The sequence below is a fragment of the Streptomyces sp. NPDC101118 genome, assembly GCF_044759445.1.
Classification (GTDB): domain Bacteria; phylum Actinomycetota; class Actinomycetes; order Streptomycetales; family Streptomycetaceae; genus Streptomyces.
Genome location: NZ_JBIVZG010000007.1, coordinates 73,362 through 97,502, shown reverse-complemented (window position 1 = coordinate 97,502; position 24,141 = coordinate 73,362). Strand labels below are relative to the sequence as shown.

Here is a 24,141-nt window from a genome sequence, read left to right as displayed (position 1 = left end):
TGGGGAGGGGTGCCGCCCGGCAGTTCTGATGCGTACAACCATCGGCTATCGTCGGCCAGTTGGGGTGACCGAGCCGGGGGGCGACGCTATGACGACGGGCACGGACGCGACCGGGGCGCCGGAGAACGCCGACCGTCCGCCGACGGCTCCGGACACGGAAGCGGATACGGGTACGGGTACGGGCGGGGGCACGGGATCGGGCGCGGGAGCCGTGGCGCCCCCGGACACGCCGGGCACGGGGGCCGCCACCGACGCCGAAACAGCCACTCCGGACGGCGGCGCCACGACCCGCCCGACCGTCCCGGCACAGGCGACGCCGAGGACGCTGGACGAAGGCCGGGGCGAAGACTCGGGCGGAACCACGGGCGCGGCGGCACAACCGACCGCCGGCACGGCACCGGCCACCACGCCCGCCGAGCCCGCCGCCACCCCCGCGACACCCGCCGCCCCCGGCCGCCTGCGCCGCGCGGCACGCCGCTTCGGGGCGGCCAGTACGACCAACAAACTCACCGCCGTCGGCCTCGCCCTCGCGCTCGTCCCGGTCCTGACCCCACCGGTCACGGCCGCGTACGACTCACTCTTCGGCGACGAGTTGTCCGTGTACGCGCGCCCCGAGAACGACGCGTGCTTCTCGCGCTGGATGATCGCCCCCGGCCACGAAGACCTGAGCAAGGCGGTGCTGCAGGCGAGCACCAGCAGCCGGCTCCTCGACCGGTGGGAACGCGAGCGGTCCATCACCCACTTCGCCGAAGTGGGCACGCAGATCAGCGTCCGCGGCAACTCCGACCGCCCGGTGCAGCTCCGCGACATCACCATCACCGTGCTGCGCCGCGACGCTCCCCTGCCCGGATCCCCCACGCCGTCGCTCAACTGCGGCGGCCAGTTCGATCCCGACGTCCTCGTCGTGGACCTCGACACGCTGCCCGTCGGCCGCCCGGTCCCCGTCCGGCACCTCCAGACCAGCCCGCAGCAGCGGGCCGCCCGCGAGGCGGCCAAGAGCCGCAACTCCGGCAAGGAGATCTCCCTGCCGGTGGAGATCACGGACCGGACCTACTACAACCTGTTCGCGGCGGGCCGCAGCCAGGCGCACTACACCGAGTGGCGGGCCACCCTCACCTGGTGGGACGGCGAGGAGGAGCACCAGACCGACATCGGCGACGACGGCCGACCGTTCCGCGTCTCGGCGGCGGCCACCCGGTGAGCCGGCTGTCCGCGCTCCTGGGTCCCCTGCGCAGCCCGCTTCCGGCGGCCGCGCTCGCGATGCTCGCCGCCCATGCGCTCGGCGCGCTGCCGTTCCAGCTCCGCTGGGCCGACGCCCTGCCACCGGCCGAAGACGGCCCGCCCGCGCTCGCCGACTTCCTCCGGCTACTGACCGTCTCCCCCACCCTCCGCTACGGCGGCGAGACCGGCTGGGCAGCGGCGGCCGCCGAAGCCTGGTGGGCGGTGGCCTTCGTGGGCGTACTGACCGCCCTCACCCGGCTCCTCGTACGCGGCGCCCCTCGGGGCCGGGCCGCCGCCGACCTCACCCTTCAGTACGCGTTGCAGTGCGCCTACGTCGCGCTCGCGCCCTTCGCGAACCTGCTGGCCCTCGCCATCACCCGGGCGGGTGCGCTCTCCGCCGAGCCGGGGGAACGCGGCGACGCAGCCCGCGACCTGCTCACCGACGCGGGCGCCTGGGCGGGCCACGCGGTCGTGCTGGGACTGGTGGGCGCTCTGACGGCAAGCGTTGTGGCGGCCGTCGCGGCGGTGGCCGGCGCGCAAGTGGCCGGCGCCCCTTCGGCGAGCGGCGAGCCGGAGGCCGACGCAGGCGCGGACGTGGGCAAAGAGCCGGAGGCCGACACGGACGCGGACGAAGGGCCGGAGGCCGACGCCGGAGCGGCCGAGAAGCCGGACGCCACCACCGGTGTGGCCGCCTCCTCCCGGCCCGCTGCGACCGCGGACACGACGCTCCCCTGGTCCCGCCGGATACTCGGCCCGCCCGGCACCCGCGCCACCACATTCGGCGTGTCGGTCTTGGCCGCCGGGGCCGGGCTGGCCGTCCTGCTCCTCCACACTCAGGGCCACCTGGGCCGGATCGCCCAGCCCGCGCTGGAGTTCTGGTGCCGGCCTGCGGCCTGGCCCGACGTGTGCGCGGGCGCGCTGCGCGACGCGGTGATCCTCGGCATCCCGGACACGGAGCATTCCATCGTCAACCCGCTCCTGGAACGCCTGATCCTCGTCTACGCCGCCCAGGCCTTCCTGCTGGCCTTCGTCGTCGTCCACGCCGGCGTCCGGCGCCTGCTGCCGTCGCTCCCGGGCACCGCGCGCACGGTCCTGGCCACCTGGGCGGCGTACACGGCGGGCAGCATCCTCTACGCCGCCGTCCTGGAGCGCCTGATCGACAGCGCCGGCGCCGCCACGAGCCCCGTCCCGTCGGCCGTCACCTGGGCCCTGCACCAGATGGTCACCCCCGCGGGCCTCCCCCACGCCGTCTTCGGCGCCCCGCTGGCCGCGGGCCTCGCGGGCGCCGCCGCAGCCGCGTACGCCCGCGTCAGGCGGGCGGCGGCGCGCCTGTCCCCGGTGCCTCCGGAGGGCGCGGACCCGGCCTGATCTCCGCCGGACGGGGAGGCAGCCGGGGCTCAGCGGGGGAAGGCGCCGGTGTCGATGCTCAGCCCGAACGGCTCGGGCAGCACCAGCGGTTTGCCGAAGGCGATCCGCTCGATGTGCGTGTAGGCACCGTTCTCCGGCTCGGCGAAGAGCGTGGTGGTCGGGCCGTGTTCGTCGAAGCGGTCGACGAGGAGGCAGACCGGAACGCACGCGTGGGCGTATGCCCACGGCCTCTTCCCCCGGTCGTCACGGCCGTTGCCCTTCGAGGTCACCTCGGCTACGAGCAAGGCCTCGGACGCGTCGATCGGGTTCGCGACGTCCGGGTCCTCGCCGTCCAACAGCTCGGACGGCGCGACCACCAGGTCGGGTACGTACACCTTGCCTGGTGGAGAGAGGTGGAGGGCAAGCACCTGGTAGACCCCCCAGTCCTCGGGCAGCACCCCGTACAGCGCACGCTGGATGACGGCTCTGACAGCGTGCACGTGCGGGTGTGCAGGAGGCAGCAACGCGATCCGACCGTCATCGATCTCGGCCCGCCAGCCGTCGGGGACGTCCAGCTCCCGCCAGGTCTCCAGCAGGTACTCCCACCACCGGTCGGGTCCTGGCCGGTCGCCGTCCGCCATCGACGTCCCTCTCGTTCGGTGCGGCGAGCGTAGAGCCGGGGACGAGCGGCCCGGACCGGCTCCGACCGGCGTCCCACGATCGTGTGAGGGGCGCGACGCCCCCGGCGGGCGGGGTCAGTCCGTGGACGGGACGTGGCGGGACACCAAGGCGCGGAGATCCGTCTCCGTCAGGGGGGCCGGGGCCGTCTCCACGACCTCGCCCGCGCGCAGCAGGACCATGGCCGGGGCGCCCGTGACCCCGTAGCGCTTCGTCGTCGCCGGGCAGCGGACGAGGTCCGTGCGCACGACCGTCAGGCGTCCTGCGTACTCGGCGGCCAGGTCCCGCACCACCGGGTCGAGCTCCTTGCAGCCCGCCGACCACACCCCCCAGAAGTACGCCAGCACCGGCCCGTCCACGTGCGCCAGCACGAAGTCGAACTGCGCGTCCTCCAGGGCCTGGTGCACCCCGACCGCCATCTGTACCCCGCTCTCGTCCTGCCCGGGCCCTCGGTACGCCCGGACGCGAGCCATTCTCCACGCGCGGGAGACGCCGCCCGGACTCCGGCGGCCCGGGCGCCGCCGATCAGCCGTCAGAAATGGGACTGGACAGGGGACTTGGCTCCAAGTGCAGATACCATCCACCGGTACCTGAGGGGGGACGGACCATGGCAGGGGCCAGCACGGAGCAGGGCGCGGCGACGACCGGAGGAGCCGGCACGCCGCTGCTGCCGGACGATCCGCAGCGGGTCGGCGGGTACTGGCTCGCCTCGCGGCTGGGCGCGGGCGGGCAGGGCGTGGTGTACGAGGCGTACGACGCCGACGGGGCCCGCGTGGCCCTGAAGGTGCTGCACCGCGAGGCGGACCCGTTCGTCCGCGAGCGCTTCGCCAAGGAGGCCGAGGCAGCCCGCCGGGTGGCCCCCTTCTGCACCGCGCGCATCCTCGACGCCGCGGTCGACGGCGACAGCCCGTACCTGGTCAGCGAGTACGTCGCCGGGCCGACCCTGGCCGGGCGGGTACGGGCCCACGGCCCCCTCTCCGAGGACGCCGCCCTGCGCCTGGCCACCGGCGCCGCCACCGCGCTGGCCGCCATCCACCACGCCGGGGTGATCCACCGCGACCTCAAGCCGGGCAACGTGCTGCTGGGCCCCGATGGCCCCCGCATCATCGACTTCGGCATCGCCCGCGCCCCCGACATGTCGCTGACCGCCACCGGCGCGATCATGGGGACCCTGGGGTACATGGCGCCCGAGGTGCTCATGGGGCAGCGCGCCACCACCGCCGCCGACGTCTTCGCCTGGGCCGCGGTCGTGCTGTACGCGGCCACCGGCGCCGAGCCGTTCCGCGGCGACAACTGGGCCGAGGTCACCCACCGCACCGCCTCCGTGGACCCCGACCTCTCGGGCGTACCGGCCCGGCTGCGCCCGCTGATCGCCGCCGCCCTCGCCAAGGACCCGGCCCTGCGCCCCGGCGCCCCCGACCTGCTGGCCGGCCTGATCGCGGCGGCGACGGGCGAGGCGGCCGTGGCCGGTCCAGCGGCCCCGGCCGGCCCGGTGAGCCCGGCGGGTCCGGTGGGTCCCACAGGCCCGGCCGGTCCGGCGACCCAGACCCCGACCGTCCCCGCCGATCCCCGCGTGGCCGACCCCCGCGTTGCCCTCCCCCGACAGCAGGCCGCCGACCCCCGCCTCGACCTCCTCAGGGCCGGTGCCCGGCAGGCCGACGAGGCGCCCCACCAGCCCACCGAGGCGGTCCCCCCGCTCGGCGACCGGGCCGAAGCCGCCTACGCCGCACTCGCGCCCGACGCCCAGCTCGCCGCACACGACCTGCTGCTCCGCCTCGTGGTCCCCGGCACGGCCCCCGACGGCTCCCAGGACACCGTCCGGACCGTCACCCCCGCCGAACTCTTCGGCGGCCGGCCCGAGTCCGAGCAGCGCGCCACCGCCCGCGCCGCCGAGGCCCTCACGGCGGCCGGCGCCCTGGTCACCGAGGCCGACGGCTCGGTACGCCCGGTCAGCACCGCCCTCCTCCCGGCCTGGCGCAGGCTGCGCACCTGGACCGACGCCGACCGCACAGGCATCGCGTACCGCCAGCGCGTCACCTGGGCGGTGCACCGCTGGGACGCGCACGGCAAGCGCTCCGAGGACCTCCTCACCGGTACCGAACTGCGCACCCTCCTCGACTGGCTCCCCACCGCCGCCCCGCAGCTGCGCCCGAGCCCGCCGGAGCTGGCGTTCCTGGAGGCCTCCCGTGCCGCCGCGACCCGCGCCGTACGCCGCCGCCGGCAGCTCCTGTCCGGCCTGGCCGCGGTCACCGTGATCGCGCTGCTGGCCGGCGGCGTGGCGTACCTCCAGAACCGCGAGGCCGACCTCCGCGCCGCCCAGGCCACGGCCCGCTCGGTGGCCCAGGCCGCGGACTCCCTGCGGGGCACCGAGCCGGACACGGCGATGCTGCTGGGCCTGGCGGCGTACCGCATCTCCCCGGTCCCGGAGGCGCGGGCGGCGCTCTTCGCCGCGGCGGCGCAGCGGGAGCGGTCGGCGGTCCCGCTGCCGGACGTCAACGACGGCGACACCGCGGGCCGGGTGCTGACCCCGGACGGCCGGCGGGTCTTCGCGTACAGCCCGCTCGGCGTGTCCATGTGGAACCTCGCGAAGGGCACGGCGGGCGCGGCCCGCCCCGAGCTGACGTTCCCCGTGAAGGCCGCCGAGCTGGGTGTGGACCCGCCCAAGATGAGCCCCGACGGCACTGTGGTGGCGATCCAGCGCAAGGACGACACCGTCCTGCTGGTCTCCACCCGTGACGGCAAGCCGCTGGGCCCGCCCGTGCAGCTCCGGGACGACCTGGTGCCCCAGTCGGTGACGAACAAGGGCCAGGTGACGGTCTACTCCAACCGCGTCGACGAGGCCTACCGCGTCATCGACCGCACGGGCAAGGAGCTCACCACGCTCGCCCGCGGCGAGAGCGTCTCCCCCGACGGCGACCACACCGTGACCTGCCCGGACGGCACGCCAATCAGGGTCTACCGGTTCGGCACCGCCCGGACGGTCGTCGCCCCGTCCGACGGGGGCGACATCGGCAGGCAATGCAAGGACACCGAATTCAGCCCGGACGGCCGCCTCGTGCTGATGCGGAGCACCGGCGGCGCGACCTTCGTCTACGACGTCCGCGGCGGGCGGCAGGTGGGCCACCTCGACTCCGAGGAGTCCGACCTCCACTTCAGCTCGGGAGGCCGCTACCTGGTGGGCGAGACGGACGACGAGAGCCCCTACCCGGGCATGCTGGAGATCTGGAAGGTCGGCGACGCCAAGAAGCCCCTGGTCCGCATCCCCACCGGCGCACGCCAGGACACCTCCGGCGATGACATCGGCACCGTGGTTCTCGACGAGTCGGCCAAGACCCTCCGGTACGAGTCCCGGAACGCGGACCAGGTGCAGTCCGTCGACGTCAGCGCCGTCCTGGCCGCCGCCTCGGACGACACGGACGCCAAGGGCGTGGCGATCTCCCCGGACGGCCGTACGGCGGTCATCGGCTCCACCCGTCTCACCGACCACCCGATCCAGCTGCTCGACCTCCGCACCGGCAAGCGGGTGGCAGCCCCCGTCACCCAGCACAGCATCGAGGCCCAGGACTCCCGGCCGAAGAGCGCCCTCAGCAGCGACGGCCGATTCCTGGCCTACACAGACGAGACGCAGACGCGGCGGGAGATCGTGGTGCGCGAGACGGCCACGGGGAAGGAGACCGGCCGCCTCACCGCACCCGCGGGCAACAGGATCATGCACCTGGCCATCTCGCCGGACGCGGGCCACGTCGCGCTCACCGGCTACCCTGCGGGCGTGCCCACGGGCGAGGGCTACACGACCCAGGTGTGGGAGACGGGCTCCCGGAAGCTGGTCCACACCTTCACCGGCACCGAGGGCCTGGGCACCTTCAGCCCCGACAGCCGCCGCCTGCTCACCACGGCCGGCGAGGAACTCGACCTGCGGACCGGCAAGACCCGGAAGGGCGTCTTCGGCTCCGCCCGCAACAGCCAGCTCGCCTTCGCCCCCGACGGGACCTCCCTCGCCCTGCTCCGGCAATCCGGCTGGATCGAGATCTGGGACGGCGACGCGCGCACCCGCAAGGCCCTGCTGCCCAGCGGCCTCGTACGCGGCGGCGAGCGCTACGGGCAGTTGACGGACTGGCTGTCGTACTCGGCGGACGGCAAGCAGCTCGCACTCGTCGTCAACGGCGACTCCGTCCAGCTGTGGGACGTCGGCTCCCGCCTCGCCCTCGGCAAGCCGCTCAACGTGACCGGCCGGCAGATCGACGCCATGTCCTTCGACGGCGACGCCCTGCGCGCCGTCAGCGGCGCGCAGGTGCACACCTTCGACCTCGACCCGGGCAGCCTGGCCGAGCAGATCTGCAGGAAGGTCGGCCGGGACATCACCGAGGCCGAGTGGCAGACCTACATCCCGGACGCGCCCTACCGCGGCCTCTGCTGAGCCGCCCGGTTCAGCTCCCGCACCCGCCCGCGCAGCCGCTCGCCCTTCAGTACGGCGGCCAGCTCGCGGGCGGTGGCGGGGTTGCACCGGCCCAGGTCGATCAGCGGGCGCGGGTAGCTCCCGGCGCTGGACACCGGGTCCAGCCGGACCGACGGCAGGGTGATCCCGACCCCGGCCAGCCCCTCCTTGAGCTCGGCGAGCGCTTCTTCCGCCACCTGTACGAGATCCATGTCCACGCGCTTTCCCTCCACGCTGAGTACGGGCTTTGCACACACAGCGTGGCGGTGCGTGGCTAGCCTGGACAGTGCGGCGCGGCCAACAACCGCGTCTGCTGGACCGAGCGTTGGGAGACCCCCGTCATGGCCGGACCTCGCGAACTCGACCCCTCCTCGTCACCGAGGGCCATGCTGGGCGCGGAGCTGCGGTTCCGCCGGAAGCAGGCCGACCTCACCCAGGAAGAGCTGGGCGCCCCGCTGTTCGTCAGCGGCTCGTTCATCGGCCAGCTGGAGGCGGGCACCCGGCGGATGCAGCCGGACCAGGCCCGCGAGATCGACCGCGTCCTGCGGACGGACGGCTACTTCGAGCGGAACTGCGCGGCCGCGACGAAGTCGAAGTACCCGGACCACTTCGCGGAAGCGGCTGAGGCCGAGGCTCGGGCGACGCAGATCAAGGAATACTCACCCCAGCTCATCCCGGGTCTCCTCCAGACCGAGCGCTATGCACGAGCGGTCTTCTGGGCCAGGAGGCCAACGGCTGAGGAGCCGTTGATCGAAGAGCTGATCGCGGCCCGGCTGGAGCGCGCCCGGCTCCTCGATGACCCAACAAAGCCGATGTTGTGGGTCGTGCTCGATGAAGCCGCAGTGCGGCGCGAGGTAGGCGGTAGGCAAGTCATGGCCGAGGCGATCCACCATCTCATCGCGCTGGCTCGCCGCCGCCGGGTCATCCTCCAGATGCTTCCGTTCGCGGCCGGGGCTCACATGTCACAGGGCGGAGCTCTGAAGCTGATGGCCTTCGACGACGAGCCGCGACTTGCCTACGTTGAGGGACTGGGAACCGGTCAGCTCCTGGACGATCCGGCGACCGTCGCGCACTACGAACTGACCTACGAGCTCGTTGTGGCCAGCGCACTCTCGCCGGAAGCTTCCCTGGCTCTGATCTCATCGGTGGCGGAGGATTACGCGCATGACGAGCACTGATCACGACCTGAGCACCGCCGAGTGGTTCAAGTCCACATACAGCAGCGGGGACGGCGACAACTGTGTCGAGGTCGCCCGCTGGCAGAAGTCCACGTACAGCGACGGCAGCGGCGGAAACTGCATCGAGATCGCCCCGCACTGCGACCTCGTCCCCGTCCGGGACTCCAAGAACCCCGATGGCCCGAAGCTCGTGTTCCCCGCCCCCGCGTGGACCGCGTTCCTCGACGGTGTCCAGCGCGGCGATTTCCTCAGCACCTGAGCGCCCCGAGGCTCAAGCCCCCACGCTCGGGCCCCTTTTTGAAGGAATGGGAGGTGGGTTTAACCCACCCACCCTCCCTCCCCGTCACGCGCCCAACTGGCCGCCAGACCAGCCGGGATGACTAATCGTGAGCGACTTGCGACGGAAGGTCGCGAGGGTCTAGCTTGCGGCGAGACGGCAAAAAAGACGACCCCCGCCGGTGCGCCAACACCGGACGAGGGCCTAAGCATCGAGATCGGACTCAACGATCCCCATGTCTGACATCAAGTTTACGACCGCGCCGCACCCCCTCGCCAAGCCCGGCTACGGAAAAATCACCGCACCGGACCAACTGGCCCGCACGCGGAACGACTTCTCCGACCTCCCGATCCGCGAGGCGGCCGTCGCGTCGTACATCGACCGGCTGCCCGACGGGGCGGACATCAGCGTGAAGACCCTCGCCGCTGTCCTGCCGCTCTGGGGCCAGTGCGCACTCCGCACCGCGCTGAACCGCCTGGTCGACGCCGGCCACCTCTGCCGCCGGCGCGAGCGCATCGGCAGCAGTTGGGTCACCCGCACCTACTTCTCCCGCACCGCCCGGGACGGGGCCTGGTGGGCGAGGTTCACCCGTAAGGACGCCCCCGCACCCACCGCCCCACCGCCACCCGAACCAGCGCCCGAACCCCCACCACCGGCCCCTAGCCGGTACAGCGCCTTCGGCATCCTGGCCGGGCTCGGCCGGCACGATCCGAGGCTCACCCTTTCCAAGGCCGACTGCTCCACCCTCGCCCCGCTCGTCGCAGCGTGGCTGGCCAAGGGCGCGACCGGCGCTCAGATCACGCTGACCCTCACCGCCGGACTCCCCCGCGACGTGCACCACCCGGCCGCCTTCGTCCGCAAGCGCCTCGAAGCCAAACTCCCGCCCGACCCCGTGGAACGCCCCCCGGCCCCGGTCCGCGCGGAATGCGCCGACTGCCGGGCCCCCGGCCCGCCGTCGGCCTTCCGCGACGGCCTCTGCGGCCCCTGCCGCAACCAGCCCGTGCCCCCACCCCGCGCGACCCCTCTCACCCCGGACGAGGTCCGCGCCCACGCCTCTCGCATCCGCGAAGGGACACGCGCATGACGGACGCCGACACCGCGCAGATGCCCGTCGAGGACTTCGAGGAGCTCGCCCACACCGCCCCAGAGACGGTCCAGATCGAGTTCATCAACGGGAAACTGGAGGTCCGGCCGCCCACGGACGGCACCCACGGTGAGATCGTCATGTGGCTCGTGCGCCTCTGCTTCGAGCTCCGCCCCGAGCTCGGCCTCTACCAGACGCTGGGGCTCGTCACCGAGCGCTCCTGCACCGGTCGGTACCGACCGGCCGGCGTGCTCGCACCCGTGGGGCATTTCAGAGGGTCCGGCGAGTGGGCGGCTCCGGACGGAGTCCTGATGGCGGTGGAGGTCAGCCCACACCGCCCGGCACGGGACCGGCGCGACTTCCGCGAGAAGCGCGACGGCTACGCGGCAGCAGGCATCCCGGTGTACCTGCTCATCGATCGGGACGCGCAGGAGCTGGTCGTCTATGCGGAACCCGCCCGCGGCAAGTACGCCCAGCGCCGTAGCCACCCGTACGGCGCCCGGGTCCGGCTCCCCGCCCCCGTCGCCATCACCCTCGACACCGAGAAGCTCAAGGACTACACCCGCTGACCCCCGTCAGCCGCGGGCCGCCCTGATGAACGCCGTGATCAGGGCCGGGTCCTTCACTCCCCGCGCGCTCTCCACGCCGCTGGAGACGTCCACGCCCCACGCGCCGGTGGTCTCCACGGCCTCCCGGACGTTGCCCGGGTGCAGGCCCCCGGCCAGCAGCCAGCGGCCCTCGGGGGCGGTGAAGTCCGCCGCGCCCCAGTTCCACGGCTTGCCCGAGCCCGGGTCCGGCGCGTCCAGCAGCAGCAGGTCCTCGCCGTACTCGCCGCAGCGCCGCACGTCGGTCTTCGAGGTGGCCCGCAGCAGGGTCCGGCCCTCTGCGCGCAGCGCCTCGAAGAACTCCGGGCCCTCCTCGCCGTGCAGCTGTACGGCCCGCAGCCCGCTCTCCTCGGTGAAGCGTCGCACCTCCTCCACGGACTGGCCGCGGAAGACGCCGACGGTCAGGACGTGCGGGGGCACCAGCGCGGCCAGCCGGCGGGCGGTGGCGGCGTCGAGCTGCCGGGGGCTGGCGGCGGAGACGAAGCCCACGGCGTCGGCGCCGTCCCGGACGGCGGTCTCGACGTCCTGCTCGGTCCGCAGGCCACAGATCTTCACGAAGAGGTCGCTCATGATGCGTCCAGTGAACCAGAGCGGGTCCACGGCCGACCTACGAGAGCGGGAAAGGTTGTACCGGCAAGCTCTTACACCTCAAGATCCCCGTGGTTAGGGTGCGGACGCCAGACGTACGTTCCCAGGGGAGCCAGTTGTCCACTCACACCCGCCGCGACCGCAGCCGCCGGCTGCGCCGTCTCGCGGCCTGCGCCGCCTTCGTCCTCTCGGCGAGCGGCCTCGCCACCGCCCTGCCCGCCGCGGTCCCCGGCGAGGCCGGCGGTGCGACCGCCCACGCGGCCACCACCCTCAAGCCCCGCACGGACGTGGACGGGGACGGGCAGAACGACCTGCTGTTCCGGTACGCGTCGGGCGGGGGGACCATGTGGTCCACGAAGTACGTCCGGGCCCAGAACTACACGTACTACGGCTACCCGGCCTCCCAGCCCAAGGACGTCATCGGCCTCGGCAACGTCCGCGGGGACGGACGGCCCGAGGTGCTCCAGCTGACCGCCGACGGCCGCCTCTCGCTGCACACCGCGACGGCGTCCGGCACCCTCGCGCCCACCTGGACCGGCACCGGCTGGCAGATCTACGACCGCGTGGTCGCCGCCGACGACCTGAACCGCGACGGCCGCCCGGACCTGATCGCCCGCACCCCGGCCGGGGACCTGTACCTGTACAAGAGCAACGGCAGCTCCACGGGCAACCCGTTCTCCACCCGCGCGAAGGTCGGTTACGGCTGGTCCGGCTACGACCAGCTCGTCGGCGCCGGAGACCTGGACCGCGACGGCGTCGGCGACGTCCTCGCCCGCGACCGCTCCGGCTACCTCTGGTACTACAAGGGCACCGGCAGCTCGACCGCGCCCTTCAAGTCGCGCGTCAAGGTCGGCAGCGGCTGGAACAGCTTCACCAAGATCATCGCGCAGGGCGACCAGAACCACGACGGCAAGGCCGACTTGATGACGCTCAAGTCGACCGGCGACGTCTACTACTACCTCTCCAACGGCAACGGCTCGTTCCAGCCCCGCAGCACCTGGGGCAACGGCTGGTGGTGGATGGCCCGCGCGGTGAACGAGGGCGGCAACCCGGTCCCCGGCAAGCACGGCATCACCGGCGTCAACTCCTCCGGCGAGCTCCACTTCCACGCCAACCGGTCCGACGGCCTGGACCCGTCCTACGAGACCTCCGGCACCTTCCCCGCAGGCAGGAAGCTGGTCATGGCCACCGGGATCGACGGCTCGAACCAAGCCGCGGTCCTCGCCTTCGGCGGCGGACAGCTGACGAACGTCAAGAAGAACGCCCCGGTCACCGGCGACTTCTCCACCACCAACCTGGTCTCGGGCCCGGGCGACCTGACCGGCGACGGCCGGGGCGACCTGGTCACCCGCGACACCGCGGGCGTCCTCTGGCTGCGCGCCGGCAACGGCACCGGCACCGGCTTCGCGGCACCGGTCCGCGTCGGCAGCGGCTGGGGCACGTACAAGGCACTGGTCGGCAGCGGGGACGTCAACGGCGACAGCCGCACCGACCTGATCGCCCAGGCCACCGACGGCAACCTCTACATCTACCCGGGCACGGGCAGCGCCACCACGCCCTTCAAGTCCCGCCAGCTGATCGGCTCCGGCTGGAACACGTACAACACCATCGCCGCGACCGGCGACCAGAACGGCGACGGCCGCGCCGACGTCATCGGCCGCGACGGCTACGGCAAGGTGTACGTCTACCTGGCCACGGGCGGCTCCGGCACGGCGACCTTCGCGGCCCGCAAGGCCGTGCAGGGCGACGGCCCGGACGGCGAGGTCGGCGGCAACCACAACTGGAACGTCTACCCGCAGATCGGCTGAGGCCCCGAGGACCTCGCGCCCGCACAACGCCAGAGGGCGGCACCCCCGTCGGGGGTGCCGCCCTCTGCCTACAGCTCTTCGGATCCGTGGATCCTCAGGACCTGCCGATCAGCCAGGGGCCGATCAGAAGTCCATGTCACCGCCCGGCATGCCGCCCGGAGCGGCCGCGGCCTTCTCCGGCTTGTCGGCGATGACGGCCTCGGTGGTCAGGAACAGGGCCGCGATGGAGGCCGCGTTCTGCAGAGCGGAACGGGTCACCTTGGCCGGGTCGATGATGCCCTCGGCGATCATGTCGACGTACTCGCCGGTCGCGGCGTTCAGGCCGTGGCCGACGGGGAGGTTGCGCACCTTCTCCACGACGACGCCGCCCTCGAGACCACCGTTGACGGCGATCTGCTTCAGCGGGGCCTCCAGGGCCAGCTTGACGGCGTTGGCACCGGTGGCCTCGTCGCCGTCCAGCTCCAGCTTCTCGAAGACCGCGGAGGCCTGGAGCAGGGCCACGCCACCACCGGCGACGATGCCCTCCTCGACGGCCGCCTTCGCGTTGCGAACGGCGTCCTCGATGCGGTGCTTGCGCTCCTTCAGCTCGACCTCGGTCGCGGCACCGGCCTTGATGACCGCCACGCCGCCGGCGAGCTTCGCGAGGCGCTCCTGGAGCTTCTCGCGGTCGTAGTCCGAGTCGGAGTTCTCGATCTCGGCGCGGATCTGGTTGACGCGACCGGCAACCTGGTCGCTGTCACCGGCACCGTCGACGATCGTGGTCTCGTCCTTGGTGATGACGACCTTGCGGGCGCGGCCGAGCAGGTCCAGGCCCGCGTTCTCGAGCTTGAGGCCGACCTCCTCGGAGATGACCGTGCCACCGGTGAGGATGGCGATGTCGCCCAGCATGGCCTTACGGCGGTCGCCGAAGCCCGGGGCCTTGACGGCGACGGACTTGAAGGTGCCGCGGATCTTGTTGACGACCAGGGTCGACAGGGCCTCGCCGTCGACGTCCTCGGCGATGATCAGCAGCGGCTTGCCGGACTGCATGACCTTCTCCAGCAGCGGAAGGAGGTCCTTCACGTTGCTGACCTTGGAGTTGACGATCAGGATGTACGGGTCGTCCAGGGACGCCTCCATACGCTCCATGTCGGTGGCGAAGTACGCCGAGATGTAGCCCTTGTCGAAGCGCATGCCCTCGGTGAGCTCCAGCTCCAGACCGAAGGTCTGGGACTCCTCGACCGTGATGACGCCTTCCTTGCCGACCTTGTCCATGGCCTCGGCGATGAGCTCGCCGATCTGGGTGTCGGCGGCGGAGATGGAGGCGGTCGAAGCGATCTGCTCCTTGGTCTCGACCTCCTTGGCCTGGTCGAGCAGGGCGCCGGAGACGGCCTCGACGGCCTTCTCGATGCCGCGCTTCAGGGCCATCGGGTTGGCGCCGGCGGCCACGTTGCGCAGGCCCTCGCGGACGAGCGCCTGGGCGAGGACGGTCGCGGTGGTGGTGCCGTCACCGGCGACGTCGTCCGTCTTCTTGGCGACTTCCTTGACCAGCTCGGCGCCGATCTTCTCGTACGGGTCCTCGAGCTCGATCTCCTTGGCGATGGACACACCATCGTTGGTGATCGTGGGCGCGCCCCACTTCTTCTCGAGGACGACGTTGCGGCCCTTGGGGCCAAGGGTGACCTTGACGGCGTCGGCGAGCTGGTTCATGCCGCGCTCGAGACCGCGCCGGGCCTCCTCGTCGAACGCGATGATCTTGGCCATGTGAAGTGGTCCTCCCGGACTGGGGTGGAATGCTCCGGACCGCGCCAGCGCCCGCGACGGACGGCCTGCGTGCCCTGCGGATCCTTGCCCCGCGGGCTCGTCGGCCTCACCGACCCAGTCCTCGTCTTTATCACTCTCACCCGGAGAGTGCTAACGCCAATGATTAGCACTCGACCCCCCCGAGTGCAAGCGAGTCAGGCGAGGTCGCCCACCGGATGAGACGGACGATCAAGGGGGGCGCGGGGCGCGCCGCGGGGCGGACGGGCACGCACGAGGGGCCCGCACCCTCCCCGGGTTGCGGGCCCCTCGTACGTGTATGCGTCGTTGGCCGATCGCGCCGCGGCTTTAGCTGGTGGCGAGCTTGACCATGTCCGCCTGCGGACCCTTCTGGCCCTGCGAGATCTCGAACTCGACTCGCTGACCTTCCTCGAGGGTGCGGTAGCCGTCCATCTGGATCGCGCTGTAGTGGACGAAGACGTCCGCACCACCGTCGACCGCGATGAAGCCGTAGCCCTTCTCCGCGTTGAACCACTTGACGGTGCCCTGAGCCATGCCTAACTCCCCTATTACTGGCCCTTGCGCGGGGCCGCACTTCGCGGACCCGGGTCAGACCTTGCGCCGTAACGCGCCGACCGCGGCTGAATGTATCTGCACCAGTGCTGTCTGCAACAGGTCATTCCGACGAGAATTCAGGACACGTCGGAATCCAGAGAAGGCACGAAAATTCGGATTACAGCAGGGCAAGTCGGGCCGGATGAAACGCGCCAACAGCGCATATCGCACACGTACATTGACCCGATGTCGACCATGCCGCTGTTCGCTCATATGCGCGCGGCATGAACAGCGAGGGGGGCTACCCAAACCCTACCGCGCGCAACCAATCAGAATCGCCCCCTCCGCTTTTGCGGAGGAGGCGATTCGATGAACTATTCGGGCTCCGGAAAAGGCTCCGGAAACGGGGCTCAGCAGCCGCCCGCGACCGCCGGAATGATGGAGATGCCGGCGCCCTCGGGGGTCGCCGTCTCCAGGCCGCCCTCGAAGCGCACGTCGTCGTCGTTCACGTACACGTTCACGAAGCGGCGCAGCTTGCCCTGGTCGTCCAGCACGCGGGCGGCGATGCCGGGGTGGTTCTGCTCCAGGGACTCGATGACCTCGGCGAGGGTGGCGCCCTCGGCAGGGACCTCGGCCTGGCCGCCCGTGTAGGTGCGGAGGATGGTGGGGATGCGGACGTTGACGCTCATGGGCTGTGCCTTCCGGGGAGCAGCTGCGGGGGGTCAGGCGAGGCCGGCGGCGCGGAACGCGTCCAGGCTCGGGCGGATGGTGGCGGTCTGGCCGGTGCCCGAGATCGCCTCCAGGGTCTTGAGGCCGTCACCGGTGTTGAGGACGACCGTGGTGAGGGACGGGTCCAGCCGGCCCTCGTCGATCAGCTTCTTCGTGACGCCGACGGTCACGCCGCCCGCCGTCTCGGCGAAGATGCCCTCGGTGCGGGCCAGCAGCTTGATGGCGTCCACGACCTGCTCGTCGTTGACGTCCTCGACGTAACCGCCGGTGCGGCGGGCGATGTCGAGCACGTACGGGCCGTCGGCGGGGTTGCCGATGGCCAGCGACTTGGCGATGGTGTTCGGCTTCTGCGGGCGGACCACGTCGTGGCCGGCCTTGAAGGCGGCGGAGACCGGGGAGCAGCCCTCGGCCTGGGCGCCGAAGATCTTGTACGGCTTGTCCTCGACCAGGCCGAGCTTGATCAGCTCCTGGAGACCCTTGTCGATCTTCGTGAGCTGCGAACCGGAGGCGATCGGGATGACGATCTGGTCGGGCAGCTGCCAGCCGAGCTGCTCGCAGATCTCGTACGCCAGGGTCTTGGAGCCCTCGCCGTAGTACGGGCGGAGGTTGACGTTCACGAAGCCCCAGCCCTCGCCCAGCGGGTCGCCGATGAGCTCGGAGCAGAAGCGGTTGACGTCGTCGTAGTTGCCCTCGATGCCGACCAGGTCGCCGCCGTACACCGCGGCCATGACGACCTTGCCCTGCTCCAGGTCGTGCGGGATGAACACGCAGGAGCGGAAGCCGGCGCGGGCGGCGGCGGCGCCGACGGCGCCGGCCAGGTTGCCGGTGGAGGAGCAGGAGAGGGTGGTGAAGCCGAAGGCGCGGGCGGCCTCGACGGCGATCGCGACGACGCGGTCCTTGAAGGAGTGCGTCGGGTTGCCGGAGTCGTCCTTGACGTAGAGCTTGCCGGTGACGCCCAGCTCCCTGGCCAGGTTCTCGGCGTCGACGAGCTTGGTGAAGCCGGGGTTCAGGTTCGGCTTCCCGGCCACGTCCGCGGGGACGGGCAGCAGCGGGGCGTAGCGCCAGATGTTGTTCGGGCCGGCCTCGATCTGCTTGCGGAGGGTCTCCGGGTCGCCGAGGGGCAGGTCGTACGCCACCTCCAGGGGCCCGAAACACTCCACGCAGGCGAAGATGGGGCCGAGGTCGAAGCGGGTCCCGCACTCGCGACAGGAGAGTCCGGCGGCGGGGCCGAGGTCGACCTGGGTGGGGGTAGCGTGCTGTGAAGCCATGATGGCGAGGCCCTTTCTCCTCATCTTCCCCATGGCGGACGTCGCCATGAGACGGAATTGGCACCTTCCCTAGCCGGGAGCCTCGCTGCGCGACGATGCGCACGAGACCGGCTGGAGGGTTGCCGGGGCTTCAACGGGCCGTGTCCCTCTGCCCCTCTGGATGAGCGGTATTCGATTGTCAGCGCGGCATCCGACCCCCGACATGCGATGGTCATCCGCGTTGTTCAAGACTGTAACCGAAGGGCCGGGAGGTGGAAGGTTCCGTCCGAACGGCGAGATAGAGATCACTGGGAACGATCACTGACGAGGGGATCCGGGGTGCTGGAAGAGGTGGAGCGCTGGCTGGCCAGCCGGTCCTGGTCGGCTGCCGACCGCCCGCTCGACCAGCTGGCCGCCGCCAAACGGGCGCGGGGCAGCCGGGTCAGCGTGGTGCTGCCCGCACTCGACGAGGAGGCCACGGTCGGGGAGATCGTCGAGGTCATCCGGCGCGAGCTGATGGACCCGGAGACCGGCACCCCGCTGGTGGACGAGCTGGTCGTGGTCGACTCGGGCTCCACCGATCGGACCGCCGAGGTGGCCGCGAAGGCCGGCGCGCGGGTGGTGCACCGGGACGACATCCTGCCGCGGATCCCGGCGCTGCCGGGCAAGGGCGAGGTGCTGTGGCGCTCGCTGCTGGTGACCTCGGGGGACATCGTCTGCTTCGTGGACGCGGACCTGCGGGACTTCGACGCCGCCTTCGTCTCGGGGATCGTCGGCCCGCTGCTGACCGATCCCGAGGTGCAGTTCGTCAAGGCGATGTACGACCGGCCGCTGGTCGGCGCCGGCGGGGTGCCGGACGCGGGCCCGGGCGGCGGTGCCGGGCAGGGCGGCCGGGTGACGGAGCTGGTGGCCCGCCCGCTGCTGAACCTGCACTGGCCTCGGCTGGCGGGGTTCGTCCAGCCGCTGGGCGGCGAGTACGCCGTACGCCGGTCGCTGCTGGAGCGGCTGCCGTTCCCCGTCGGGTACGGGGTGGAGCTGGGGCTGCTGGTGGACGCCCTGCACACGGTGGGCCTGGACGCGCTGGCCCAGGTGGACGTCGGGGTGCGCATCCACCGGCACCAGGACGGGCTGGCGCTGGGGCGGATGGCGGCCGCGATCTACCGGACCGCTCAGCTGCGGCTCTCGCGGGGCCATCTGGTCCGGCCGGAGCTGACGCAGTTCGTGCGCGGCGAGAGCGGGTTCGAGCCGCGGACGTACGCCGTGGACACGGAGGAGCGACCGCCGATGCGGGAGATCGAGGAGTACACACGTTTGAGCGGCCGCGAGGCGGGCTAGGTTCGCCGCATGGCTACCCAGGACGGTCTTCAGGATCCGCGGCCGGGTCCGCAGGTGCTCGTCGCGGCCAACCGCGGCCCCCTCTCCTACGCCCTCGCCGCCGATGGCACGCTCAGTGCCCGGCGCGGCGGGGGCGGTCTGGTCTCCGGCCTCTCGTCCGCCCTGTCCCGGCGCCCCGGCTCGCTCTGGGTCTGCGCCGCGCTGGGCGAGGGGGACCGGGAGGCGGTGCGGCGCGGGGTGTCCGAGGCGGGCGTGCGGATGCTCGCTGTCGACGAGGGGGTCTACCAGGACGCGTACAACGGCATCGCGAACTCGGTGCTGTGGTTCGTCCACCACATGCTGTACGAGATCCCGGTCGAGCCGGTCTTCGACGCGGAGTTCCGCCGTCAGTGGGATGCGTACGTGGCCTACAACCGCGCGTTCGCCGAGGCCCTGGCCGCGGAGGCGGGCCCGGGGGCGGCGGTGCTGGTCCAGGACTACCAGCTGGCGCTGGTGCCGGGGCAGCTGCGCGCGCTCCGGCCCGACCTGCGGATCGGCCACTTCACGCACACCCCGTGGGCGCCGCCCGAGTACCTGCGGATCCTGCCGGACGACGTCCGGGAGCAGCTGCTGCGCGGGATGCTGGGCGCGGACCGGGTGGGCTTCCACACCGAGCGGTGGGCGGCGGACTTCGCACGCTGTGCGGCGGAGCTGGGCGAGACGCCGGCGGTGTCGGTGCACCCGCTGGGCGTGGACGCCGAGGACCTGCGGACGCTGGCGCACCGGCCGGTGGTCGAGGAGCGGCTGGCCGAGCTGCGGGAGGTCGTCGGCGACCCGGAGCGGAAGACGGTCGTGCGGGTGGACCGGACGGAGCTGAGCAAGAACATCGTGCGGGGCCTGCTGGCCTACCGGGAGCTGCTGCGCGAGCGGCCCGAGTGGCGGGGCCGGGTGGTGCACCTGGCCTTCGCGTACCCGTCGCGGCAGGACCTGGCCTCGTACCGCTCGTACACGGAGAGCGTGGGGCGGCTGGCGGAGGAGATCGAGGCGGAGTTCGGCACCCCCGACTGGCGGCCGGTGGTGACGTACGTGAAGGACGACTTCCCCCGCTCGCTGGCGGCGTACCGGCTGGCGGACGTGGCGCTGGTGAACCCGGTGCGGGACGGCATGAACCTGGTCGCGAAGGAGATCCCGGTGGTCTCGGACCGGGGCTGCGCGCTGGTGCTCTCGCGGGAGGCGGGGGCGTACGACGAGCTGGGCGAGGACGCGCTGGTGGTGAACCCGTACGACGTGTCGGCCACGGCGCGGGCGCTGCACGAGGCCCTGTCGATGGGCGACGCGGAGCGCACGGAACGCACGAAGCGGCTGGCTGCCGCCGGGTGCGCGGTCCCGCCGGTCCGCTGGTTCGAGGCCCAGCTCGCGGAGCTGTCCGCCTAGCCGGTCCCGTGCCGGGGGCGCTTCGTTGCCGGGGGCGCGGTGTGTGCCGGGTGCGGCGGCGTGGGGGGGCGGGCCGTTGCCGCTGCGCGGAGCCGTTTCCCCACCCCGCCCCTTCCCGAAACCGGGGCTCCGCCCCGGACCCCGCGCCTCAAACGCCGGCGAGGCTGAATACAGCCCCTCCGGCGTTTGAGGAGCGGGGGTCCGGGGGCGGAGCCCCCGAAAGGGTCCGGGCGCAGCCCGGGAAACGGAGAAAGGGCGGGGCGGGGAGAAAGCCCCGCAGGGCAACGGCCCGCACCCGGCAGACGGCCCGCACCGCACCCGGCACGGGACCGGCACCCCAACGGCACGGGACCCGCACCGCACCCGGCACGGGACCGCGCCCGGCACGGGACCGGCGCCCGGCACGGGACCCGCACGGACCGGAGGGGAACGGCCGGTGCCCCGGGCTCGCTGCGGGGCAGCGGGGCCGGGGCACCGGGGGGTATGACCAGGGAGCGGGGTCAGGAAGCGGCGGCGGCGGCGTCCGCCGCCTGTGCCTTCAGCGCCCGCTCGACGCCCGAGCGGGACTCGGACACCAGCCGCCGCAGCGCAGCATTCGGCTCCGCCGAAGCCAGCCACGCGTCCGTCGCGTCCAGCGTCGCCTGCGACACCTGCAGCGACGGGTAGAGACCGACCGCGATCTGCTGCGCGATCTCGTGGCTGCGGCTGTCCCACACGCCCTTGACCGCCGCGAAGAACTTCTCCGCGTACGGCGCGAGCAGCTCCCGCTGGTCGGACTGCACGAAGCCGCCGATCACCGCCTCCTGCACCGCGTTCGGCAGGTCGCCGGTCTCCACCACGGAGGCCCACGCCTCCGCCTTGGCCTCGGCGGTCGGACGCGCCGCGCGGGCCGTGGCCGCGTGCCGCTCGCCCGCCGCGGTCCGGTCCCGCTCCAGCTCGGCGGCGATGGCCTTCTCGTCGGCCCGGCCGGTGGCCGCCAGCCGCTCCAGGAAGGTCCAGCGCAGCTCGGTGTCGACGGCCAGGCCCTCGACGGACTCGGTGCCGTCCAGCAGCGCCGCCAGCAGGTCGAGCTGCTCGTCCGTACGGGCCGTGGCCGCGAACGCCCGCGCCCACGCCAGCTGGTGGTCGCTCGCCGGCTCGGCCGCGCGCAGGTGCTCCAGCGTGGCCGCGGTCCAGGCCGCCAGGCCCGTCTCGCGCCAGGCCGGGTCCGCGTACAGGTCGACGGCCAGCTTCACCTGGCGGTGCAGCGACTGCACCACGCCGATGTCCGACTCCTTGGCGATGCCCGAGAGGACCAGCGCCAGGTAGTCACGGGTGGCCAGCTCGCCGTCGCGGGTCATGTCCCAGGCCGAGGCCCAGCACAGCGCCCGCGGCAGCGAGGCCTCGAAGTCGCCCAGGTGCGCGGTGACGTTGGCCAGCGAGACCTCGTCCAGGCGGACCTTCGCGTACGACAGGTCGTCGTCGTTGAGCAGCACGACGTCCGGGCGGCGGTGCCCCACCAGTTCCGGGACCTCCGTCAGCTCGGCGGCCGCGATGTCCAGCTCGATCCGGCGGTCGCGCAGCAGCTTGCCGCTGGCGTCGTCCAGGTCGTAGCAGCCGATCGCGATGCGGTGCGGCCGCAGCACCGGCTCGCCCTGCGCGCCGGCCGGCAGCGCCGGGGCCTCCTGGCGCACCGCGAACGACGTGATCACGCCGTGCTCGTCGGTCTCGATCTCCGGGCGCAGGACGTTGATGCCCGCCGTCTCCAGCCACGCCTTCGACCAGGTCTTCAGGTCGCGGCCGGAGGTCTCCTCCAGCGCGCCCAGCAGGTCGGACAGGCGGGTGTTGCCGAAGGCGTGGGCCTTGAAGTAGGCCTGGACGCCCTTGAAGAACTCGTCCTGGCCGACGTACGCGACGAGCTGCTTGAGCACCGAGGCGCCCTTGGCGTACGTGATGCCGTCGAAGTTGACCAGCACGTCGTCCAGGTCACGGATGTCGGCCATGATCGGGTGCGTCGACGGGAGCTGGTCCTGCCGGTACGCCCAGGTCTTCATGGAGTTCGCGAAGGTGGTCCACGCGTGCGGCCACTTCGAGTCCGGCGCGTAGGCCTGGCAGGCGATCGAGGTGTACGTCGCGAACGACTCGTTCAGCCACAGGTCGTTCCACCACTCCATGGTGACCAGGTCGCCGAACCACATGTGCGCCAGCTCGTGCAGGATCGTCTCGGCCCGCACCTCGTAGGCCGCGTCCGTCACCTTCGAGCGGAAGACGTACTGGTCGCGGATGGTCACCGCGCCCGCGTTCTCCATCGCGCCCGCGTTGAACTCCGGCACGAAGAGCTGGTCGTACTTGGCGAACGGGTAGTCGTACGCGAACTTCTCCTGGAACCAGTCGAAGCCCTGCCGCGTGACCTCGAAGATCGCGTCGGAGTCCAGGAACTCGGCCAGCGACGGACGGCAGTAGATGCCCAGCGGCACGCTCTGCCCGTCCTTCTCGTAGGAGCTGTGCACCGAGTGGTACGGGCCGACGATCAGCGCGGTGATGTACGTCGAGATCCGCGGGGTCGGCTCGAAGACCCACACGTTGTCCGCCGGCTCGGGGGTCGGCGAGTTGGAGATGACCGTCCAGCCCTCGGGGGCCTTCACGGTGAACTGGAAGGTCGCCTTCAGGTCGGGCTGCTCGAAGGACGCGAACACGCGGCGGGCGTCCGGCACCTCGAACTGCGTGTAGAGGTAGGCCTGGTCGTCGACCGGGTCGACGAAGCGGTGCAGGCCCTCACCGGTGTTCGTGTACGCGCAGTCGGCGACGACCTTCAGCTCGTTCGGGCCCTCCGCCAGGTGCGGCAGCGAGATGCGGGAGTCCCGGAAGACCGCGGCGACGTCGAGCGACTTCCCGTTCAGGACGACCTCGTGCACGGCCGGCGCGACCAGGTCGATGAAGGTCGTCGCCCCCGCCTCGGCGGACGAGAAGCGCACGGTGGTCTCGGACCGGTAGGTCCCGCCCTCCTGCGCGCCGCTCAGGTCGAGACCGATCTCGTACGACTCGACGGTGAGCAGCTCAGCGCGCTGCTGCGCCTCTTCACGGGTCAGGTTCGTGCCAGGCACGCGTTCATCTCCTTCGATGGTTACGTTCCGGGCCATCCTTCCATGCCGTCATGCCCGCCCGCCTGCGGTAATCGGCCCGGGCGGCCCGGCCCTGAGCTGCGGGACCGTCCGGCCGCCCGCCCCTTCCGCGAACGCCACGTCGGATTCCCGCCGGACGGCGCCGGGCCCGGCGGGCAGGGTGGGGCGCATGGACCACTACACGGCACTTCCCATCCACCCGGCGGCCCTGCGCGAACTGCGGGACCGTGACGACGCGGGCCGGGCCTGCGTTCCGTACGGCGACCCCGAGGGCGGCTCGCCGCTGCGCTGCTGCCTGCGCCGCAGCGTGGCCGGCGAGGAGATCGCGCTCGTGTCGTACGCACCGCTGCGGCGGTGGGCGGCGGAGACCGGGGCGGCGCCCGGCGCGTACGACGAGCAGGGGCCCGTCTTCATCCACGCCGAGGACTGCGGGGGCCCCGGGCCGGAGGCGGGCCGGCACTACGCGCTCCCCGGCGCGCTGCGCACCGTACGCCGCTACGACGCGGCCGGGCGCATCGCGGGCGGCGGGCTGGTGGAACTGGGGGAGGACCCGGAGGCGGATCTGGACCGGGCCCTCGCCGAGGCCTTCGCCGACCCCGGGGTGGTCCTGGCCCACGTGCGCGCCGTCGAGTACGGCTGCTTCCAGTTCGAGGTGCGCAGGCACTGAACGCGGGGAGGGGGGGGCCCCCGGGGGGGGCCCCCCCCCCCCCGCGGGGGGGGCCGGGGGGGGGCCCCCCCCCCCCCCGGCCCCCCCCCCCCGCGCCCCCCCCCCGGTGGGCCGCGGGCCGGGGGGGGGGGTG

At 72.5% G+C, this 24,141-nt stretch carries 20 protein-coding genes and 1 riboswitch; of the genes, 11 read left to right on the top strand and 9 right to left on the bottom strand.

Annotated elements, in window-relative coordinates; translation table 11 throughout:
• Positions 1-88: 88 nt before the first annotated feature.
• Together ACIQUQ_RS14550 and ACIQUQ_RS14545 are read left to right on the top strand one after the other, a co-directional pair.
• A complete protein-coding gene (locus ACIQUQ_RS14550) occupies positions 89-1,201 on the top strand; it encodes a hypothetical protein (RefSeq protein WP_403975296.1) in 1,113 nt (370 codons plus the stop codon).
• Positions 1,198-2,589 carry a hypothetical protein gene (locus tag ACIQUQ_RS14545; RefSeq protein ID WP_403975294.1) on the top strand — a complete coding sequence of 464 codons (1,392 nt, stop codon included), beginning with the start codon at positions 1,198-1,200 and terminating at the stop codon, positions 2,587-2,589. Before ACIQUQ_RS14550 ends, ACIQUQ_RS14545 begins: the two co-directional genes overlap by 4 nt.
• A 29-nt stretch (positions 2,590-2,618) precedes the next feature.
• Here the strand turns inward: ACIQUQ_RS14545 and ACIQUQ_RS14540 are convergent, their stop codons facing one another.
• Both ACIQUQ_RS14540 and ACIQUQ_RS14535 read right to left on the bottom strand, forming a co-directional pair.
• Positions 2,619-3,209 (bottom strand): Uma2 family endonuclease, encoded by a 591-nt coding sequence (locus ACIQUQ_RS14540; protein WP_403975291.1) that lies wholly within the window; start codon positions 3,207-3,209, stop codon positions 2,619-2,621.
• A 114-nt stretch (positions 3,210-3,323) separates the two neighbouring features.
• Entirely contained in the window at positions 3,324-3,665 is a 342-nt protein-coding gene (locus tag ACIQUQ_RS14535; protein WP_403975288.1) for a thioredoxin family protein, read from the bottom strand.
• Between the two features lie 188 nt (positions 3,666-3,853).
• Here ACIQUQ_RS14535 and ACIQUQ_RS14530 point away from each other — a divergent pair, with 188 nt between their 5' ends.
• Positions 3,854-7,663, top strand: coding sequence for a protein kinase (locus ACIQUQ_RS14530; RefSeq protein WP_403975285.1), 3,810 nt, complete (start codon positions 3,854-3,856; stop codon positions 7,661-7,663).
• On the opposite strand, the gene ACIQUQ_RS14525 is transcribed toward ACIQUQ_RS14530, so the two are convergent.
• Positions 7,645-7,893, bottom strand: coding sequence for a hypothetical protein (locus ACIQUQ_RS14525; RefSeq protein ID WP_403975282.1), 249 nt, complete (start codon positions 7,891-7,893; stop codon positions 7,645-7,647). The two genes, ACIQUQ_RS14530 and ACIQUQ_RS14525, sit on opposite strands and share 19 nt — an antisense overlap.
• Before the next feature lie 129 nt (positions 7,894-8,022).
• On the opposite strand from ACIQUQ_RS14525, the gene ACIQUQ_RS14520 reads away from it, so the two are divergent.
• From ACIQUQ_RS14520 to ACIQUQ_RS14505, 4 genes are all read left to right on the top strand, one after another.
• The gene (locus ACIQUQ_RS14520) at positions 8,023-8,859 is read left to right on the top strand and encodes a helix-turn-helix domain-containing protein (RefSeq protein WP_403975279.1); all 837 of its coding nucleotides are present in this window, start codon (positions 8,023-8,025) and stop codon (positions 8,857-8,859) included.
• Positions 8,846-9,118 (top strand): DUF397 domain-containing protein, encoded by a 273-nt coding sequence (locus ACIQUQ_RS14515; protein ID WP_403975277.1) that lies wholly within the window; start codon positions 8,846-8,848, stop codon positions 9,116-9,118. Before ACIQUQ_RS14520 ends, ACIQUQ_RS14515 begins: the two co-directional genes overlap by 14 nt.
• A 253-nt stretch (positions 9,119-9,371) precedes the next feature.
• Positions 9,372-10,220, top strand: a complete 849-nt coding sequence (locus tag ACIQUQ_RS14510; protein ID WP_403975274.1) for a hypothetical protein — start codon at positions 9,372-9,374, stop codon at positions 10,218-10,220.
• On the top strand, positions 10,217-10,789 hold the full coding sequence (locus ACIQUQ_RS14505; protein WP_403975272.1) for a Uma2 family endonuclease: 573 nt from the start codon (positions 10,217-10,219) through the stop codon (positions 10,787-10,789). The genes ACIQUQ_RS14510 and ACIQUQ_RS14505 overlap by 4 nt, the downstream gene beginning before the upstream one ends.
• A gap of 6 nt (positions 10,790-10,795) precedes the next feature.
• On the opposite strand, the gene ACIQUQ_RS14500 is transcribed toward ACIQUQ_RS14505, so the two are convergent.
• Positions 10,796-11,395 (bottom strand): phosphoribosylanthranilate isomerase, encoded by a 600-nt coding sequence (locus ACIQUQ_RS14500; protein ID WP_403975270.1) that lies wholly within the window; start codon positions 11,393-11,395, stop codon positions 10,796-10,798.
• Positions 11,396-11,529: 134 nt separating this feature from the next.
• Here ACIQUQ_RS14500 and ACIQUQ_RS14495 point away from each other — a divergent pair, with 134 nt between their 5' ends.
• On the top strand, positions 11,530-13,221 hold the full coding sequence (locus ACIQUQ_RS14495; protein ID WP_403975267.1) for an FG-GAP repeat domain-containing protein: 1,692 nt from the start codon (positions 11,530-11,532) through the stop codon (positions 13,219-13,221).
• Positions 13,222-13,344: 123 nt separating this feature from the next.
• Here the strand turns inward: ACIQUQ_RS14495 and groL are convergent, their stop codons facing one another.
• From groL to thrC, 4 genes are all read right to left on the bottom strand, one after another.
• A complete protein-coding gene (groL, locus tag ACIQUQ_RS14490) occupies positions 13,345-14,964 on the bottom strand; it encodes a chaperonin GroEL (protein WP_399939193.1) in 1,620 nt (539 codons plus the stop codon).
• A 345-nt stretch (positions 14,965-15,309) separates the two neighbouring features.
• Positions 15,310-15,516, bottom strand: a complete 207-nt coding sequence (locus tag ACIQUQ_RS14485) for a cold-shock protein (RefSeq protein WP_399939190.1) — start codon at positions 15,514-15,516, stop codon at positions 15,310-15,312.
• A 410-nt stretch (positions 15,517-15,926) separates the two neighbouring features.
• Positions 15,927-16,205 (bottom strand): ubiquitin-like small modifier protein 1, encoded by a 279-nt coding sequence (locus tag ACIQUQ_RS14480; protein ID WP_399939188.1) that lies wholly within the window; start codon positions 16,203-16,205, stop codon positions 15,927-15,929.
• A 33-nt stretch (positions 16,206-16,238) separates the two neighbouring features.
• Positions 16,239-17,537 carry a threonine synthase gene (gene thrC, locus ACIQUQ_RS14475; RefSeq protein ID WP_403975660.1) on the bottom strand — a complete coding sequence of 433 codons (1,299 nt, stop codon included), beginning with the start codon at positions 17,535-17,537 and terminating at the stop codon, positions 16,239-16,241.
• A riboswitch (SAM riboswitch) is annotated at positions 17,531-17,680 on the bottom strand. Its footprint overlaps the gene before it by 7 nt.
• 151 nt (positions 17,681-17,831) lie before the next feature.
• Between thrC and ACIQUQ_RS14470 the strand changes: the two genes are divergently transcribed.
• Positions 17,832-18,827, top strand: coding sequence for a glucosyl-3-phosphoglycerate synthase (locus ACIQUQ_RS14470; RefSeq protein ID WP_403975265.1), 996 nt, complete (start codon positions 17,832-17,834; stop codon positions 18,825-18,827).
• Positions 18,828-18,836: 9 nt separating this feature from the next.
• Positions 18,837-20,240 carry a trehalose-6-phosphate synthase gene (locus ACIQUQ_RS14465; RefSeq protein WP_403975263.1) on the top strand — a complete coding sequence of 468 codons (1,404 nt, stop codon included), beginning with the start codon at positions 18,837-18,839 and terminating at the stop codon, positions 20,238-20,240.
• Positions 20,241-20,740: 500 nt separating this feature from the next.
• Here the strand turns inward: ACIQUQ_RS14465 and pepN are convergent, their stop codons facing one another.
• Complete coding sequence (gene pepN / locus ACIQUQ_RS14460; RefSeq protein WP_403975261.1) at positions 20,741-23,323, bottom strand: aminopeptidase N; 2,583 nt, start codon at positions 23,321-23,323, stop codon at positions 20,741-20,743.
• Between the two features lie 187 nt (positions 23,324-23,510).
• Here pepN and ACIQUQ_RS14455 point away from each other — a divergent pair, with 187 nt between their 5' ends.
• Positions 23,511-24,008 carry a DUF1203 domain-containing protein gene (locus ACIQUQ_RS14455; protein WP_403975258.1) on the top strand — a complete coding sequence of 166 codons (498 nt, stop codon included), beginning with the start codon at positions 23,511-23,513 and terminating at the stop codon, positions 24,006-24,008.
• Positions 24,009-24,141: the final 133 nt, after the last annotated feature.